This is a genomic window from Streptomyces sp. NPDC048442 (genome assembly GCF_040651475.1).
GTDB lineage: Bacteria > Actinomycetota > Actinomycetes > Streptomycetales > Streptomycetaceae > Streptomyces.
The window spans coordinates 102,544-119,099 of record NZ_JBEZKB010000026.1 but is presented as its reverse complement, the minus strand read 5'-3'; the positions used below and the strand labels follow the sequence as shown (position 1 = coordinate 119,099).

The window sequence follows — 16,556 nt, the reverse complement described above, 5'->3', positions numbered from 1 at the left end:
GGATGGCGAGACCGGCGCGGATGGCTGCGGATCCGGTCAGCGGCTGGTAACCGCCCAGGTCTGTAGGGGAGTTGGCCTTGCCGGGGTCGGTGAGCTTCGGGGCACCGGTGACGGCCGCCGGGCCCGGCGGGACCGGGCCGCCCGCGTAGAGGTGGGAACTGGACGGCGCGGGCCCGCTGCGCGCATTCCTCCAGGTGGTCCTCCCGACGGCGGGGATCGGGAAGTAGACCCCGGTCAATGGCTCAGGGCTGGTTCTCCGGCCTGCTGCGAGGTGGCCTCCGCTGCGTCCGCTGTCTCCGATGCTGCCGGGCGGCGCAGCAGGACCGCGCCCACCACCGCCGCGAGCAGCATGATCGCCGCCGCGACAGTGAGGCACAGCCGGATGCCGTCGAGGAACGCGAGGCCGAAGGCGTCCAGCGTCCGGGAGGTGTCCGCACCGAGGTCGACGGCATGGACGGCGCCGAAGCCCGCGCTGTCGACCGCGTCGGTCACCCGGTGCTGTGCCTCCGCGCCGAGGTGCGCGTCGGCCAGATGTCCTGGCAGGGCGCTGCCGACCCTGGTGGTGAGCAGCGCGCCCATCAGGGCGGGGCCCAGTGCCGCACCGAGCTGGCGGAACGCGTTGCTGCCCGCCGCCGCCATGCCTGCGAGGTGGTGCGGCACCGCGTTGATCGCCGTGGCGGTCATCGGGGCGAAGACCGCGCCGAAGCCGATGCCCAGGAGGATCAACCGCCACGCCAGCGCCGCGAACGACGTGTTCGCGTCGACGGAGGTGAGCGAGAGCAGCGCGCCGGTGGCAAGCAGCAGGCCCGCGGTGATCAGCACCCGCGCCGGTACGCGGTGCATGAGCCGGCCGAACACCGGTCCTGCGGCCATCGCGGGGAAGGTGAGCATCAGCATCCGATAGCCCGCGTCCAGTGTGCCGAGCCGCTGGACCTGGCCCAGGTACAGGCTGAGGACGAAGACGAAGCCGATCAGCCCCAGGAAGCTGATCATGGCGACCAGGGCGGTGGCACTGAACGCGGGGCTGCGGAACAGCTTCGGGTCCAGCATCGGGCTGCCGCTGCGCAGTTCGGTGACGACGAAGGCCACGAGCGAGGCGGCCGACAGCGCCAGCGCGACCAGTACGCGCGTCTCGCCGAAGGACGCGCCACCGCCCTCGATCACCGCGTACACGAGCGAAGTGACGGCGACGGCGGCCGTGATCTGGCCGGGCCAGTCGAGCCGGCGGGTTCCGGAGGCGCGGGAGTCGGTCAGGTACCGGGCGGCCGCGGCCATGGCGAGCAGCGAGACCGGGACGGGGGCCAGGAAGATCCAGCGCCAGGAGGCGTGTTCCAGGATCGCACCGGCGAGCAGGGGGCCGACGGCCAGCGCGCCCATGAGGGAGGTGGTCCAGAGGCTGACGTACTTGGCGCGCTCGCGCGGGTCCGGCACCGCGTGGCTGATCAGGCCGAGTGTGGCGGGCAGCAGGGCCGCCGCGCCGATTCCCGCGAATGCCTGCCCCGCCCAGAGGACTTCGACACTGCCGGCGCTCAGCGCGATCGCCGCGCCCGCCGCGCAGAAGGCAAGTCCGGTCTGGAACACCTTGCGGCGGCCGTACACGTCGCCGACGACTCCGGCGGTGAGGATGAGTGCGGCCATCGGCAGGACGAAGGCGTCGGTCACCCAGGAGAGGTCGGCCGTCGACGCGTCGAGACCGCGCTGGATCGCCGGCAGGCTCACCGAGACCGTGGTCACCGGCAGGTAGGCGACGAACACGCCCACGCAGGCCATGACGAGAGTGGCGGTGCGGCTGTCGCGCCCGCCTCTCGTCGTGGTCGTGGCATTCACTGAAGTACTCCTTGCGGAACGGGGGACGGGAAGCTTCCGAGCTCCGGCTCAGGCTCCGAGCTCCGGCTCCGAGCTCCGAGCTCGTATCGAGCCTGCGTCCACCCCTATGCAGAAGTCCAACATCTAGATCTTCTGTGAAATATAATCAGCGGTTATGGAACTGCGTCAGCTGGAATACTTCGTCACTGTCGCCGACCTGGCGAGCTTCACGAAGGCGTCCGAGGCCCTGCATGTGAGCCAGCCCGGCGTGAGCTCCCAAGTACGCAAGCTGGAAAGGGAGTTGGGCCAGGACCTGCTCGACCGTTCCAGTCGTACGGTACGGCTGACCGCGGCCGGCGCCACCGTCCTGCCGTACGCGCGGGCCGCGCTCGCCACGGTCTCCTCGATCCGTGAGGCGGTCGACGAGCTCAGTGGTCTGGTACGCGGGCGGGTCACCGTCGGCACCATCACTTCCCTGGACAGGAGCATCGGCCTCCCGGCCCTGCTCGCCTCCTTCCACGAGGCGTACCCGGGTGTGGAGATCGGCCTGACCGAGGACGGTTCGGACCGCCTCCTGGAAGCCCTGGACTCGGGCCGCATCGATCTCGCGATCATCGGCCGCACCGGCGCCCCGCCGCCCGGCATCACCCTCCACGACATCGTCAACGAGCCGCTGGTAGCCGCCGTCGGCCACCAGGACCCGCTGGCCGGCCGGGCACACATCAACCTCGACGAGCTCGCCGACCGCGCCCTGATCTGGCTGACCAGGGGCACGGGGCTGCGCACTGCCGTCGAGGCGGCGTGCGAAGCGGCGGGCTTCCGGCCGCGCATCGCGTTCGAGGCCGCCGACCCGCACGTACTGGCCCAACTCGCGGGGCGTGGGCTCGGGGTGGCCGTCCTCCCGGTCTCCGTGGCCCGCGCCAACGAGGCGGAAGTCCACCGCATCGACATCGTCCGGCCGCGCATCCACTGCCGCCTCGCGCTCGCCTGGCGCACCAACGGCCCGACCAGCCCGGCCGGAGCCGCCCTCACCGCCCATGCCCGCGCACTACTGCCGGAGGCACTCTGAGCGGCGGGGCGGCTGGGGCAGGGGCGGCTGGGGGCAGGGGCGGCTGCGGGACAGGGGCGGCTGCGGCCGACCGGAGCTTCAGTTCAGGCGCTGCAGGAATCCGTCGCCCACGCCATTGGTGTCACCGGTGACCAGGTCGGGTGCCGACGAGTAGAAGCCGAGCAGGCGCCCGTTGTCGGCGAACGCACTGGGTGCCGAGTAGCCCTCGGTCTGCGGTCCTCCCGTGAGCGTGCGGGTGACGAGCTGGGTCCGGTCGGTCTTCAGATCCCGCACCTGGACGTTCTCCACGGTCGGCCCGTCGCCCGACGCGGTCTCGGTCATGTAGGCCAGTCGCCGGCCGTCGGGGCTGACCAGGCCGCCGCCCAGCCCGCCCTTGCCCTCGTGGTTCATCCACCGGGTCTTCCCCGTGCGGCTGTCGAACAGGTAGAGCTCCCAGGTGTACGTGGGTGTCCCGGGGACCGTGCTCTCGTCGAAGGAGGAGTACGCGACGAGGCCGCCGTCCGCGGAGAGCGACACGCCTACCGGCGACCCGTTGGTGGGCTTGCCCTCGGGGGTGGCGTTCACCAGTTTCTGCTCGCCGGTGCGCAGGTCGGTGAGCCACAGCTCGTGGCGCCCGCCGCGAGGGTGCCGCTGCACATAGGCCAGGTGGCTGCCGTCGGCGCTCACCTTGATGTTGGAGACGTACCAGTCCGACGGGATGTGGTCGCTGATCCGCTTGACGGCGTGGGTGCGGCGGTCGACGACGTACGCGAGGTTCTGGCTGTTCGCAGCTCCCTCCATGCGCTTCGACGAGCCGTCGAAGGCGACGTACCGGCCGTCGGCGGACATGTCGAAGGTGTCGAACACTTCGGCGGACCCGCCGTCGGGCGCGACACTGACCCGCTCCGTACGGCCCGTGCGACGGTCGTGAACGTAGATGTCCTTCGCGTACTGGGGCTGCTCGGGCCACTTGACCAGGTTCGTCGCCGAGGACATGAAGGCGACGTACCGGCCGTCGGCGCTGATCTTCGCGTAGTGGCTCGAACCGTTCGCCTGCGTCCCGTCCGACGCCACGTTGACCCGCTCGACGGTTCCCTGGCGCAGGTCCCGGACGAAGACGTCGTGCTGCCCGTTGGTGTCGCCCGGCACCACACCGGTTTCCCCTGAAGTGAACAGGGCATAGCGCCCGTCGGCACTCAGCCCGTTGACGCCCGCCCCGTCCTGGAGCTGCTTGCCGGTCGACGACAGTGTGATCCGCTCGGTCTTCGGCGTCGGCGCCGGCACCGCCCCCGCGGACGTCACCGACACCGCGACCATCGCCCCCGCGAGCACGGCTACGGACACCCCACGCACCCCACGCATGCCTCTGAACACGTTTCCCCCATTGGTGCTTCTCCCCCGGCCATGCGCCGGGGTCTCACTGTGAGACAAACGCACCACGCTCCACGGCGTCAATCCCCCTGATTAGTCACAACCATGACGCGTCTTCATGCGTCCGTGAGGAGGCCCTGGGCCTTACCTCCGGGGTAATCGCCTCACCCCGGCCGCGCTGAAAGGATCGTGATTGCCTGCTGCGCAGAATCGGCGAAGGCGACCCCGCACACCTCGCCGAGCTCGTCACCCGGCACCACGTGTACGAGGACAGCCTGGCCGTCGCCCAGGCGTTCGGGACGGAACGCATCTGAGCCGATGTCCCGCACCGACCGATGGAGCAGACCGATGGAGCCGACCGGGAGAGCCGACCGGTGGAGTCAGGCTCGTACGGTGCGCAGGAAGTTCAGCAGGGCCGAGTTGAAGCGGGCCGGTTCGCCGACCACGATCAGGACCGGGGCCTGGACGGCCGGGAGGGTCTCGCGGTAGTCGGGGCGTTCCGCGCGGCCGCGCAGTGCGGCGGCCGCACCTCGGGGGTCGGTGGTACGCATCATCGTCAACACCTCTTCGGCCAGCACCGCCACCTCGGCAGGCGGCGGAGTGGCCGCCGAGGGCGAGGACATCACCGTCCTCGAACTCCCCTTCCCGGAGGCCCTGCACCGGATCCGCACCGGCGAGATCGCGGACGCGAAGACCATCATGCTGCTGCAGTGGGCGGCCTTGGAGGGCCCGTTCGCCCGCTAGGGCCGGACGGCCGGGTTCGGGGCTTCAGGGGCCCGTCGTGCCGTCGATGACTTCCCTGAGGAGGTCCGCGTGGCCGTTGTGGCGGGCGTACTCCTCGATCATGTGGATCAGGATCCAGCGGAGGGACACGGTGTCGCCCCCGGCGAGCTCGCCGTCCTCCCGCGAGAAGGTGCCGGAGTCGTCGAGGGCGGCGTCGGCGACCAGCGAACGGCTGAGGGCGGTGGCCGCCCGCCACTGGGACAGCGCCGCGGCCAGGCTGCCGGACGCACCGTCCGCCTCGCCGTCGCCGTCCGCATCGCCGTCACCGTCACCGTCCGCCTCGCCGTCACCGTCACCGCCCGCATCCCCGTCGCCGTCGCCGTCCGCATCGCCGTCGCCCTTCGCTTCGGAGGAGCTTTCGAGGGCGAAGCCGCCGTCCTGCGCCTTCACCTCCTCCACCGATACGTCCATGCCCCCGAACACCCCGTGGAACCAGGTGCGTTCGACCCTCGTCACATGCCGTACCAGTCCCAGCATCGTCATAGCCGACGGCGGCACCGACGCAAGCCGCGCCTGCGCCTCGTCCAGGCCCTCGCACTTCAGGGCGAGCGTGTCCCGGTGGAAGTCCAACCAGGCGCCCAGCGTGGTGCGTTCGTCGGCGTGCAGGGGCGGAACGGTGCGTCCGTCAGGTGTCGTGGCCATGCGCGACACCCTTGCACACCCGGCCGGGCAGCAGGAGCGCCGGGAGCAGGGCGAGCGCGGCGAGGGCGGCAAGCACCAGCAGAGTGGGGGCCGAAGGGGCCGGGGCCGACGAGGCCTGGGCGGCGGGGGCCCATGCCTCGGAGAGCCTCGGCGGCATCATTCCGGCGGCGACGGCGATGCCGAAGGTCGGGCCGATGCTCATGGCGGTCTGTTTCAGGCCGCCGACGACCCCGGCGTACCCGGGTGGGGCATCGCCGACGACGGTTCCGGTGGCGGTGACCATCACGGTGGCGAATCCCGCCCCCAGCGCCGCGAAGGCCGCCCCTGCCGCCGCCCACGCCCCGATCGGGTCGAGCCGGGCCAGGGCCGCCAGCGCGACGGCGACGAGGGCGACGCCGACGACCGCCGTGCGGCGCGGCCCGTACCGGCGCAGCGCCCCGCCCGCCACGGGTGCGCCGAGCACCATGAACACGGTCAGCGGCATGACGTGCAGCCCGCTGGCGAGCGGATCCAGGCCCCGTACGTCCTGGAGGTAGAACGTGGTCGCGAACAGCGCCCCGAACAGCGCGCCGCCCGTCACCAGCAGCATCACCAGCGACGCGGTCACCGGCACCGCACGGGCCACCGCCGACGGCACAATCGGGTGCGCGGCCCGGCGTTCGTGCAGGGCGAACCCGGCCGCGACCGCGACCGTGGCCGCGAGCCCGAGCCAGGTGGACAGCGCCGCCCAGCCGTGTTCCGGCACCCCGGACAGGGTGTGCACCAAGGCCGCGAGCGCGGTCGCGAGCAGCGCCGCACCGGCGAGGTCGAGCCGCTGCGACCCGGCGGTCGGCGCGGCCGGGACCCGTACCGAGAAGGTGAGTGCCGCGAGGGCGAGCGCCACCGGAACGTTGATCCAGAAGACGGCCTGCCAGCCGAAGTGCGCGACCAGGACACCGCCGAGGAGCGGCCCCGCCGCGGCGGCCGCCCCGATCGCGCTGGTACGGAGGGCAACCGGGCCGCCGAGCCGGTCCGCCGGGTACACCAGCCGCAGCAGGGCGAGGGTCGCGGGCTGCAGCAGCGCGCCGAACACCCCTTGCAGGGCGCGCAGTCCGATCACCCAGTGGACGTCCGGCGCGAGCGCGATGCCCGCGGAGGCGGCGGCGAAGCCGAGTACGCCGACGAGGATCAGCCGCGTGTGCCCGTACCGGTCGCCGAGGCGTCCCGAGACGACGAGCAGGGCGGCGACGGCCAGCAGGTAGGCGGTGCTGGTCCACTGGACCTGCGCGGTGCTCGCGCCGAAGTCGCGCTGCAGGGCGGGCTGGGCGACGAGCAGCACGGTGCCGTCGAGCGCGACGACCATGGCGCCGACCACGCTGATGAGGAGGCCGAGGCGGCGCGTCCTGCGGCTGCCGGACGGGGCCGAGGTGGGGGCCATGATCGTGGTCATGCGGTGCCCGCCGGTCCGAGGTGGGCGTCCAGGGATGCCGCAACGAGCTCGTCGCACCGCGTCAAGGTGGCGTCGTCGAGGGCAAGTTGCAGGCTTCCCCAGGTCCAGAGCTGAGCGATTCCGTGCAGGTTGGCCCAGAGGGCGGCAGCCGTCACCGCCGGATCCGGCCGGCCCTCTTCGTGCGTGCGGCACTCGGTGACGAGGTCCACGACGGTCGCCATCAGCGGCAGTGTGGACTCCCGCAGCCGCGGCTGCTGCTCCGCCGCCCCGTCCGCCCCGTCCGCCACGGCCCCACGCACTCCGTGCACCTCGCTGTCCAGCAGATCGTGCCGGAACATCAGCTCGAACATGCCGCGGTGCTCCAGCGCGTACCCGACGTACGCCCGCCCCAGCGCGCCCAGTTGGGCACGCGGCGAAGCCGCCGAGGCCACCGCCCCGTCGAACCGCGCCCCGAGCTCCTCGAAGCCCCGCTGGGCGATCGCCGAGAGCAGCGCGTGGTGGGTGGGGAAGTACCGGCGCGGCGCCCCGTGCGACACCCCGGCACGGCGGGCGATCTCCCGCAGGCCGAGCGAGGCGGTACCGCCCCTCGCCACGAGTTCGGCGCCGGCGTCGATCAAGCGCTCCCGGAGGGCGGGGGTTTGTGGCGTAGACATGGACAGTGTCTACCAGCCAGGAGTAGACACTGTCTACTCACCTGGTACCCGTTCAAGGAACGGCGCGAGGAGTTCGGGCACGGCCTCCTCCACAAGGGCGAGTCCCTGGGAAACGCCCACGTCGCGGATCTTGTACGAGCCCGTGCCCGCCGCGGTGGTGGCCGCCAGCGTGAGGAGCCCCGCCCTGCGCTGGGAAGGCGAGCGGGAGAGGGTCCAGCCGATGATGCCGCCCCGCTGGAGCGCGACCGTACGGCGGACGAACGTACCGGAGCGGCTGATCAGGTACGGGCCCTCGACGGCATGCCCGAGGCTGCGCCGGGCGTCGTACGCGTGGGCGAGGGCGACCGGCAGCAGTACGAGGCCGGTGATCCACCCCGCATGGACGAGCACCGGCGACAGCCAGAGGCCGGGAACGGCCAGCAGCAGCACCGTCAGCACCACGAGGGCGAGGGCGCGGTGGATCCGGCGGGACAGGGCGGCCCGTGGGTGCGGGACGAGGCCGGAGGTGAGCGGCGGCGCCGGGTCGGGCAGGACTTCGAGGGCGACCCGGTGCGCCTCCGCGAGGGGGACGGGCGGGGTGAGGCGGCTGCGGCTGCGGTTCTCGTCCGCGTTGCCGAGGCCGCTCGCCACCGCGTTGAGGCGTGCGCCGCCCGCGAGGCGCAGCAGCATCGGCTCGGCGAGTTCGATGCCGCGCAGCCGGCTCTCCTCAAGGCTGACGGAACGGGTGATCAGCAGCCCGCGCCGGACCCGGAGCGGGCCCCCTTCCTCGCGTTCCAGCCGGTAGCCGCCCCAGCCCTCGATGAAGGTGGCGGTCGATCCGACGACACCGATCGCGACGACGGTCAGCGCGGCGAGCAGGATGGCGAACCAGAGGGGAAGGGAGCCGAAGCGGGCTTCGACGTACGCGAACAGGTCTTTCACCGGGCCGAGTTGGAGGGGGTCGACCTTCATCTCGTGGAGGGTCCGGTAGGCGGTGCCGACGGCGGCGAACACTCCACCGATGCCCCACACGGTGAGGGGTGCGTAGCGCAGCCAGGCCCAGTCGAGCGCGGCGAGGGGACCGTCGGGGCTCTCTGTGCGGTGCGGTCCGTGCGCCGACCGGCGGCGCCGTTCGACGAGTTCGGTGCGTATGTACGCGGCCTCCGCCGTACTCAGGCCGTCGAGGGAGAGCCCGCCTGCCCCCGTCGCGCCACCGCTCCCGCTGCCCCCGGCGCCGGTGCCGATCACCAGGGAGGTGAGGCCGAAGAGGCGGTGCAACGGGTTCGCGGTCAGGTCGATGCTGCGGATGCGGTCGACGTGCAGCGAACGGCGGCTGCGCAGGAGCAGACCGGTGCGGACCTCCAGCCGGTCGTCGCCGGTGAGGCGGTAGCGGGTGGTGAGCAGCCGCAGCACGCTGAGGGTGGCGACGACCAGGCAGGTGAGGAGGAACGAGGCGAGCGCAATGAGGACTTGGAGGCTCGGGCGGCCTCCGGTGAGGAACACGGTCACCCCGAAGGTGGCCGCCGGTGCGGCCAGTACACCCAGATTGACCAGTAGCAGACGGGGGTTGAGCCGATGCCACTCGGCTGCCGGGCCTTCTTCGTCGGCCCCCGGGGCCACCACCCGTGCCGTACGCGCTGTTCGTCCTGTACGTGTCGCGGTCATGCCGCATCTCCCGGCACGGCCTGGGCGCTGCGGGTCAGGTGCTCCACCAGGTCGGCCGCGACCCGGTGGTCCAGCCCCTTGATCTTCACCGCGCCGGAGGCGGAGGCGCTGGTCACGCTGACCCCGGAGAGCCGGAACAGCTGCTGGAGCGGTCCCCTTACGGTGTCCACGGTCTGGATCCGGGACAGCGGAACCACCCGCCACCGCTGCCAGAGCCAGCCGGACGCCGCAAAGACGGCGGCGTCCGTCGTCTCCCAACGGTGCACCCGATAGCGCCAGTTGGGCATGACGATCAGGTAGGCGAGGGCGGGGAGGAGCGTGCCGAGGAAGACCCAGCCGAGGACGAACCGCGCGGGCGGGATGAGGAGATGGAGCAGGCCGAGTACCAGCGGGAGCGGCAGCGCGAAGACCGCTGCCTGGAGCGTCCACCAGCCGACCGCCCGGCTCTCGACGCGGTGCCGCGGCGCTCGCAGCCTCCACTCGCCCTGCCCCGTATGCTCGACCCGCCCGTACCCGCTCACCACTTCTGCCTGCTCTCCGTCACTCGAACCGCCCTCAGCCTTCTCCCACCAACGTAGGTACGGGGCCGCGTGCGTGGTTCCACCGTCCGGTGGGACGGGCTGTCCACCGACCGGTGGACGGATGGTAGGAGTGAACCGTGCACACTCACGCTCCGGCAGACCCGCCACGACCAGGCCGAATAGCCGTTCGCGCTGCCCGCATCCCGCGCCCCGAGGCGCCCGGAACGGCTCTTCCCGAGGAGCCGGAAACCGGTCACCCCGAGGAGCCGGAAACCGGTCGCCCCGAGGAGACCGGCACCGGCTGGCTCACCCTCTGGGACGGCCTCTTCGCCGTCTCCTACCTCGTCACCGCGAGCCTGCTCCTCCTCACGTCCGACGGCGGGCCGGCCGCGCACCGCTTCGCAGCCCTCGGGGCGCTGACGGCGATCGTCCCCTGGTACGCGCTCCTCGGCCGACCCTTGATGGCCCACCGGGCCGGACGGGCCCACCGGACCGAGCGGACGCCAGGGTGGTGCCCCGTCGCCTTCCCTTTCGGCCTCTCCCTCCTCTTCAGCGCCGCCGGCCTCTTCGACCTGACGAGTTCCTTCGCCCTGTTCGCGGTGGTCCCCATGCTGATGATGAGCCTGCCGCTGGGCCCGGCGATCGTGCTCAGCACGCTCGCCAATCTGTGGCCGTGCGCCGTGGTCCTGCTGCACGGGGGCGCGTTCGACCCGGACGTACTGGCGATGCTGCCGATCTCCCTGCTCGGCCTCACCCTGTCGGTTCTGCTCACCCTTTGGATCACCCGGGTCATCCAACAGAGCGCCGAACGGGCCGAGTTGATCGACGAACTGCGGCGCAGCCGGGAGCAGGTCTCCCGGCTCTCCCACGAGGCCGGGGTCGCCGCCGAGCGCGAACGGCTGGCCAGGGAGATCCACGACACCGTGGCGCAGGGCCTGACGAGCGTCATCAGCCTCCTCCAGGCTGCCGACGCACAGGTCACGGAACACCCCGAACTGGCCCGCGAGCACCTCGGCCTGGCCGGCCGGGTGGCCCGCGAGAGCCTGTCCGAGGCCCGCCACTTCGTCACCGCTCTCACACCCCCGCCCCTGCAGGAGAGTTCACTGCTCCAGGCAGTACGCCGCCAGGCTCAACTCCTCGGTGCCGAGACCGGGTTGGACGTACGGTGCACCTCCGAAGGAGTGGCCCTGCCGCTTCCCACCGCTGCGAGTGTGGTGCTGCTGCGCACCGCTCAGGAGGCGCTCGCGAACGTACGCAAGCATGCGCGGACGGCCCAGCGGGTGGGCGTGCTCGTGTCGTACGCCGAGGACTCCGTCCGCATCACCGTCCACGACGACGGCCGGGGCTTCCCCGCCGGCCACGCGCAGGACGGCTACGGCCTGCCCGGAATGCGGGCCCGCGCCGAACAGGTCGGCGGCACGGCGACGGTCGACAGCAGCCCCGGCCGGGGCACCACCATCGAGGTCACGGTCCCGCGGGAACCAGCAACCGTACGGAACACGGAGGCCACCCGTGGGTGAAAACACAACGATCACGGTCCTGCTCGCCGATGATCACCCCGTCGTACGGGAAGGTCTGTCCGCCATCCTCGAATCGGCCGACGGCATCCGCGTCGTCGGCCAGGCCGGTTCCGGCGAGGAGGCGGTACTGCTGGCCGCCCGCCTCGTACCGGACGTGGTCCTGCTCGATCTGCGGATGGGCGGCATGGACGGGGTCGCCGCGACCGGCCTGATCCTGCGGGAGTCGCCCCGTACCAAGGTCGTCATCGTCACCACGTACGAGGACGACGCGGACATCCTGCGCGCGGTGGAGGCGGGAGCGGCGGGCTACCTCCTCAAGGGAACCTCCCGGAGCGACCTGGTGCAGGCGGTCGTTGCGGCAGCCCGCGGCGAAACGGTCCTGACCCCCTCCCTCGCCCCGAAGCTCTTCCGCGCACGGACAGTCCAAGCGCCTCTCCTCTCGGACCGCGAGCGCGAGGTGCTGCGCCTGGTCGGCGAGGGCCTGACCAATGCGGACATCGGGCGGCGGCTGTTCATCGGGGAGGCAACGGTGAAGACGCACCTGCTGCGCACCTTCAAGAAACTGTCGGTCTCGGACCGCACGGCGGCGGTCCTGCGGGCGATGGAGCAGGGCCTGGTGTGAAGGCCACAGCACCCGGCAGCCCACAGCACCCCGGCAGCCCTTGACCGGCCTTCTCGCGCGTGCTTAGTCTGCCGCCACCATCCCAATATCCGAAATAGTGAACGCAGTTCGATATTTCGGACACATGTTGTGCAGTGGACAGGAAGAGGAGAGGCCACGGTGTCAGCAACACCCGCAGTGCCCGCGTCGGACCCCGTATCGAGCCCTGTGTGGAGCATTGACCCCCGGACCGGCGAACAGCGTGAGCAGGTCGGGGTGGAGGCCACTGCCGAGGTCGTCGACGCGGCTGTCCGTGCCGCGCACGCCGCGCGCGGTGTGCTCGCGGACCGGGCGGTGCGCGCCGCGTTCCTCCGCTCGGCGGCCGCGCAGCTGGAGGAGGGCCGGGACGAGTTCGTCGCGACCGCCGATGCCGAGACCGCTCTCGGTGCGGTCCGGCTGAACGGTGAACTCACCCGTACCTGCTACCAGTTGAGGTCCTTCGCCGACACCGTCGACGAGGGCTCCTTCCTCGACGTCATCATCAGCCACCCGGACGCCGCCGCCACCCCGCCCGTCCCGGACCTGCGCCGCTACAAGATCCCTCTCGGTGTCGTCGCCGTCTACTCCGCCTCCAACTTCCCCTTCGCCTTCTCGGTGGCGGGCGGCGACACCGCGAGCGCGCTCGCCGCGGGCTGCCCCGTCGTGGTCAAGGCCCACCCCGACCACCCGGCCACCTCGGAACTGACCGCCGCCGCCGTGCGCAGGGCCGCCGCCGAGCACGGACTCCCGGCGGGCGTCGTCGGTCTCGTCCACGGCTTCGACGCCGGCGTCGCGCTGGTCGTGCATCCGCTGGTCGCCGCCGCCGGTTTCACGGGTTCGGTACGGGGCGGGCGCGCGCTCTTCGACGCGGCGGCCGCCCGTCCGACCCCCATCCCCTTCCACGGCGAACTCGGCTCCCTCAACCCCGTGTGGGTGACGCAGGCCGCCGCCGCGGAGCGTGCCGAGGAGATCGGCGCCGGGCTCGCCGGTTCGATGACGATGGGTGTGGGCCAGTTCTGTGTGAAGCCGGGACTCGTCCTCGCTCCCACGGGTGCGGCGGGCGACCAGCTCGTCAAGTCGCTCGGCGGTTCCCTCGCGGACGTCGGCGCGGGCGTCATGCTCGACCACCGGATGCGTGACAACTTCGTCGCCGGCGTCGCCGAGCGCGCGAGCCTCCCGCAGGTGGAAGCCCCGGTGCTGCCCGGCCCCGGCCCGGACGCCCACACGGTCGGCCCCGGCTTCCTCACCGTGCCCGCCGCCGAGCTCGCCCGGGAGGACGGCCCGCACGCACTCCTCCTGGAGGAGTGCTTCGGCCCGGTCACCGTCGTTGCCCGGTACGGGGAGGTTGCCGAGGCGGAAGCCCTCCTCGCCCGCCTCCCCGGCAACCTCACCGCCACCCTCCACGTCTCCGCCGCCGAAGCGTCGGGCGCGGACGGCGGCAGTGATCTGCTTGCCCGCCTCACCCCCCTGGCCGGCCGTATCCTGGTCAACGCCTGGCCCACCGGCGTCGCGGTCGCGCCCGCCCAGCACCACGGCGGCCCCTACCCGGCCACCACCTCCACCTCCACCTCGGTCGGCTCCACCGCCGCCGAGCGCTGGCTGCGCCCGGTCTCGTACCAGAGCACCCCCGAAGCCCTCCTCCCGCCCGAACTCCGCGAGGACAACCCGCTGGGCCTCCCGCGCACGGTCGACGGCCGCCGGGAAGGCTAGATTCCGGCCGCCGGGGCCCGGCCGTACCGCCGGGCCCCGGCACCTCGCGGGCATCAATTCCCTTTTCTGTCACAGGTGTTGACGGCCACAACTCGAACATGGATCCTCTGCGAGCGAAATCCCGTACGTCGTCCGAGATATCGAACGCAGATCAGGAGCCGCCCGTGTCCACCCGCATGTCCCCCCTCAAGTCCCCCCGCAGGCGAAGGTCCGCACTCGCGCTCGGCCTGGTGCTGGCCGGCACTCTCGCCGTTGCCCCGCCCTCCGGGGCCGCGCCCACGCCCCCGCCGGCCGCCCCCGCCGACTACACCCTCTCGCTCGACCGCTCCCGCCCGGGACCCGAGATCGACGACTCGATGTACGGCGTGTTCTACGAGGACATCAACCGGGCCGCCGACGGCGGGCTGTACGCGGAGCTGGTGCAGAACCGGTCCTTCGAGTACGACCCGGCCGACAACCGCGCCTACACCCCGATGACCTCCTGGGCCCCGGCCGCCACCGGCAGTGCGACCGGCACCGCTCAGGTCGTGGACGACGCGGGGCGGCTGGACGAGAAGAACCGCCGCTACCTGCGGCTGAACCTCACCGGCGGGGGAAGCGGCGCAGGCGCCGGGTACGGGGTGGCCAACTCCGGCTACAGCAAGGGGATTTCCGTCAGGAAGGGGGCGAGTTACGAGTTCTCCGTGTGGGCCCGCACCGACCAGCCGGGCGGCACCCCGCTCTCCGTCGGCCTGCGCGACGCCTCGGGGGCCGTCCTCGCCGAGGCGCGGTCCGTGACCGTACGGGGCGACCGCTGGGCCAAGTACACGGCGCGGTTCACCGCACGCGCCGACAGCACCACGGGGCGGCTGTCCGTCACCGCGGGCGGCACCGGCACGGTCGGGCTCGACATGGTGTCGCTGTTCCCCCGGGACACGTACAAGAACCGGCCGAACGGCCTGCGCAAGGACCTCGCGGAGAAGATCGCCGCCCTGAAGCCGGGCTTCGTGCGCTTCCCCGGCGGCTGCCTGGTCAACACCGGAAGCCACCGGGCGTACGAGGCACCGGACTTCGAGCGGCGCCGCTCCTACCAGTGGAAGGAGACCGTCGGACCCGTCGAGCAGCGGCCGACGAACGCCAACTTCTGGGGATACAACCAGAGTTACGGGCTGGGCTACTTCGAGTACTTCCAGTTCGCCGAGGACATCGGGGCGAGCGCCCTCCCCGTGGTGCCCGCACTGGTCACCGGCTGCGGCGAGAACAAGGTGACCGACGATCCCGCACTGCTGGCGCGGCACATCCAGGACACCCTGGACCTGGTCGAGTTCGCGAACGGGCCGGTGTCGTCGAAGTGGGGCGGACTGCGGGCCCGGATGGGGCACCCGAAGCCCTTCGGCCTGAAGCGGCTCGAAGTCGGCAACGAGGAGAACCTGCCCGAGGACTTCTTCACCCGCTTCACCGCCTTCCGCAAGGCGATCGAGGCCAAGTACCCCGGTATCGAGGTCATCAGCAACTCCGGCCCCGACGACAGCGGTTCGGTCTTCGACCGGGCCTGGAAGCTGAACCGGGACGCGGGCGTCGCGACGGTCGACGAGCACTACTACAACAGCCCGCAGTGGTTCCTGGAGAACAACGACCGCTACGACTCCTACGACCGCAAGGGCCCGAAGGTCTTCCTCGGCGAGTACGCGTCGCAGGGCAACAAGTTCTCCAACTCCCTTGCCGAGGCCGCCTACATGACCGGTCTTGAGCGCAATGCCGACGTCGTGAAGCTGGCGAGTTACGCGCCGCTGCTCGCGCACACGGATGCCGCGCAGTGGCGGCCGGACATGATCTGGTTCGACAACGAGCGCTCCTGGGGCTCCACCAGCTACGAGACGCAGAAGCTGTTCATGACCAACACCGGGGACCGCGTCGTGCCGAGCCGGGCGAGCGGCACCCCCGCCACGTCCGGGCCTATCACCGGTGCGGTCGGGCTCTCCACGTGGGCGACCAGCGCCTCGTACGACGACGTGAGCGTGACCGGCGCGGACGGGAGCACCCTGCTGAGCGACGACTTCTCCGGCGGCGACGGAAAGTGGAAGAAGGCTTCGGGGAAGGGGAGTTGGGCCGTGGAGAACGGTGCGTACGTGCAGTCGGACGCGGCCGCCGAGGACACCCTCGTCACGGCGGGCGACGCCGGGTGGCAGAACTACGACCTCCGGGTGAAGGCCACCAAGAAGGCCGGCCAGGAGGGCTTCCTCGTCGCCTTCGGCGTGCGCGACACCGGGAACCACTACTGGTGGAACCTGGGCGGCTGGGGCAACACCCGGTCGGCCGTGGAGAAGACCACCGACGGTGCGAAGCAGACGATGGCCGAGCAGCCGACCACGATCGAGACCGGACGTACGTACGACGTGAAGGTGCAGGTCAGGGGGCGGGAAGTGGTGCTCTTCCTGGACGGCAAGGAGTGGGGGCGCTTCACCGACGACAAGGCCGCCGAGCCGTTCCGGCAGGTGGTGACGCGGGACGCCGCGACCGGTGAGCTGATCGTCAAGGTCGTCAACGCGCAGGCGGCGCCGGCACGTACGGCCGTCGACCTCGGCAGGGCCCCCGGATCCCGGACCGCCAAGGTGACCACGCTCCAGGGCGCGCCGGACGCGGAAAACACCGCCGACGCGCAGCCGATACGGCCGCAGCAGTCGACGCTGCAGGGGGTCGGCGCCCGGTTCACGTACACCTTCCCGGCGCACTCGGTGACCTTCCTGCGCATCAAGGAATGAGGTAACAGGCCGAATGGGGCGGGCCCCGCCGGAACTTCCGGTGGGGCC

General features: G+C 71.8%; 12 protein-coding genes and 2 pseudogenes. 6 read left to right on the top strand and 8 right to left on the bottom strand.

The genetic code is table 11. From position 1 onward, the window contains the following. Positions 1–234: 234 nt before the first annotated feature. The gene (locus AB0D18_RS31420; RefSeq protein WP_362426263.1) at positions 235–1,770 is read right to left on the bottom strand and encodes an MFS transporter; all 1,536 of its coding nucleotides are present in this window, start codon (positions 1,768–1,770) and stop codon (positions 235–237) included. A 211-nt stretch (positions 1,771–1,981) separates the two neighbouring features. Between AB0D18_RS31420 and AB0D18_RS31415 the strand changes: the two genes are divergently transcribed. Next, entirely contained in the window at positions 1,982–2,875 is an 894-nt protein-coding gene (locus AB0D18_RS31415) for a LysR family transcriptional regulator (RefSeq protein WP_362426136.1), read from the top strand. Positions 2,876–2,953: 78 nt separating this feature from the next. Here AB0D18_RS31415 and AB0D18_RS31410 read toward each other — a convergent pair whose 3' ends face one another. Further along, complete coding sequence (locus AB0D18_RS31410) at positions 2,954–4,198, bottom strand: hypothetical protein (RefSeq protein ID WP_362426133.1); 1,245 nt, start codon at positions 4,196–4,198, stop codon at positions 2,954–2,956. Positions 4,199–4,605: 407 nt separating this feature from the next. Beyond that, positions 4,606–4,800, bottom strand: a pseudogene (locus AB0D18_RS31405) (alpha/beta hydrolase); the annotation flags it as partial. Here AB0D18_RS31405 and AB0D18_RS31400 point away from each other — a divergent pair. Beyond that, positions 4,799–4,969: pseudogene (locus AB0D18_RS31400) on the top strand (GDP-mannose pyrophosphatase); the annotation flags it as partial. The pseudogenes AB0D18_RS31405 and AB0D18_RS31400 overlap by 2 nt on opposite strands. Before the next feature lie 24 nt (positions 4,970–4,993). On the opposite strand, the gene AB0D18_RS31395 reads toward AB0D18_RS31400, so the two are convergent. The 5 genes from AB0D18_RS31395 to AB0D18_RS31375 form a co-directional block, all read right to left on the bottom strand. Beyond that, positions 4,994–5,650, bottom strand: coding sequence for a DinB family protein (locus AB0D18_RS31395; protein ID WP_362426130.1), 657 nt, complete (start codon positions 5,648–5,650; stop codon positions 4,994–4,996). Then, positions 5,634–6,992: an MFS transporter gene (locus AB0D18_RS31390; protein WP_362426260.1), complete on the bottom strand. Its 1,359-nt coding sequence runs from the start codon at positions 6,990–6,992 to the stop codon at positions 5,634–5,636. The genes AB0D18_RS31395 and AB0D18_RS31390 overlap by 17 nt, the downstream gene beginning before the upstream one ends. 83 nt (positions 6,993–7,075) lie before the next feature. Further along, on the bottom strand, positions 7,076–7,732 hold the full coding sequence (locus tag AB0D18_RS31385) for a TetR/AcrR family transcriptional regulator (RefSeq protein WP_362426128.1): 657 nt from the start codon (positions 7,730–7,732) through the stop codon (positions 7,076–7,078). Positions 7,733–7,765: 33 nt separating this feature from the next. Next, positions 7,766–9,376 carry a PH domain-containing protein gene (locus tag AB0D18_RS31380; RefSeq protein ID WP_362426125.1) on the bottom strand — a complete coding sequence of 537 codons (1,611 nt, stop codon included), beginning with the start codon at positions 9,374–9,376 and terminating at the stop codon, positions 7,766–7,768. Continuing rightward, the gene (locus tag AB0D18_RS31375) at positions 9,373–9,897 is read right to left on the bottom strand and encodes a PH domain-containing protein (RefSeq protein ID WP_362426122.1); all 525 of its coding nucleotides are present in this window, start codon (positions 9,895–9,897) and stop codon (positions 9,373–9,375) included. Before AB0D18_RS31375 ends, AB0D18_RS31380 begins: the two co-directional genes overlap by 4 nt. A 137-nt stretch (positions 9,898–10,034) precedes the next feature. Here AB0D18_RS31375 and AB0D18_RS31370 point away from each other — a divergent pair, with 137 nt between their 5' ends. The 4 genes from AB0D18_RS31370 to AB0D18_RS31355 all read left to right on the top strand — a co-directional run bounded on the left by AB0D18_RS31370 (position 10,035) and on the right by AB0D18_RS31355 (position 16,508). Then, the gene (locus tag AB0D18_RS31370; protein ID WP_362426119.1) at positions 10,035–11,417 is read left to right on the top strand and encodes a sensor histidine kinase; all 1,383 of its coding nucleotides are present in this window, start codon (positions 10,035–10,037) and stop codon (positions 11,415–11,417) included. Further along, positions 11,410–12,039, top strand: coding sequence for a response regulator transcription factor (locus AB0D18_RS31365; RefSeq protein ID WP_362426116.1), 630 nt, complete (start codon positions 11,410–11,412; stop codon positions 12,037–12,039). The genes AB0D18_RS31370 and AB0D18_RS31365 overlap by 8 nt, the downstream gene beginning before the upstream one ends. A gap of 159 nt (positions 12,040–12,198) precedes the next feature. Further along, the gene (locus tag AB0D18_RS31360; protein ID WP_362426113.1) at positions 12,199–13,767 is read left to right on the top strand and encodes an aldehyde dehydrogenase (NADP(+)); all 1,569 of its coding nucleotides are present in this window, start codon (positions 12,199–12,201) and stop codon (positions 13,765–13,767) included. Between the two features lie 176 nt (positions 13,768–13,943). Next, positions 13,944–16,508, top strand: a complete 2,565-nt coding sequence (locus AB0D18_RS31355) for an alpha-L-arabinofuranosidase C-terminal domain-containing protein (protein WP_362426257.1) — start codon at positions 13,944–13,946, stop codon at positions 16,506–16,508. Positions 16,509–16,556: the final 48 nt, after the last annotated feature.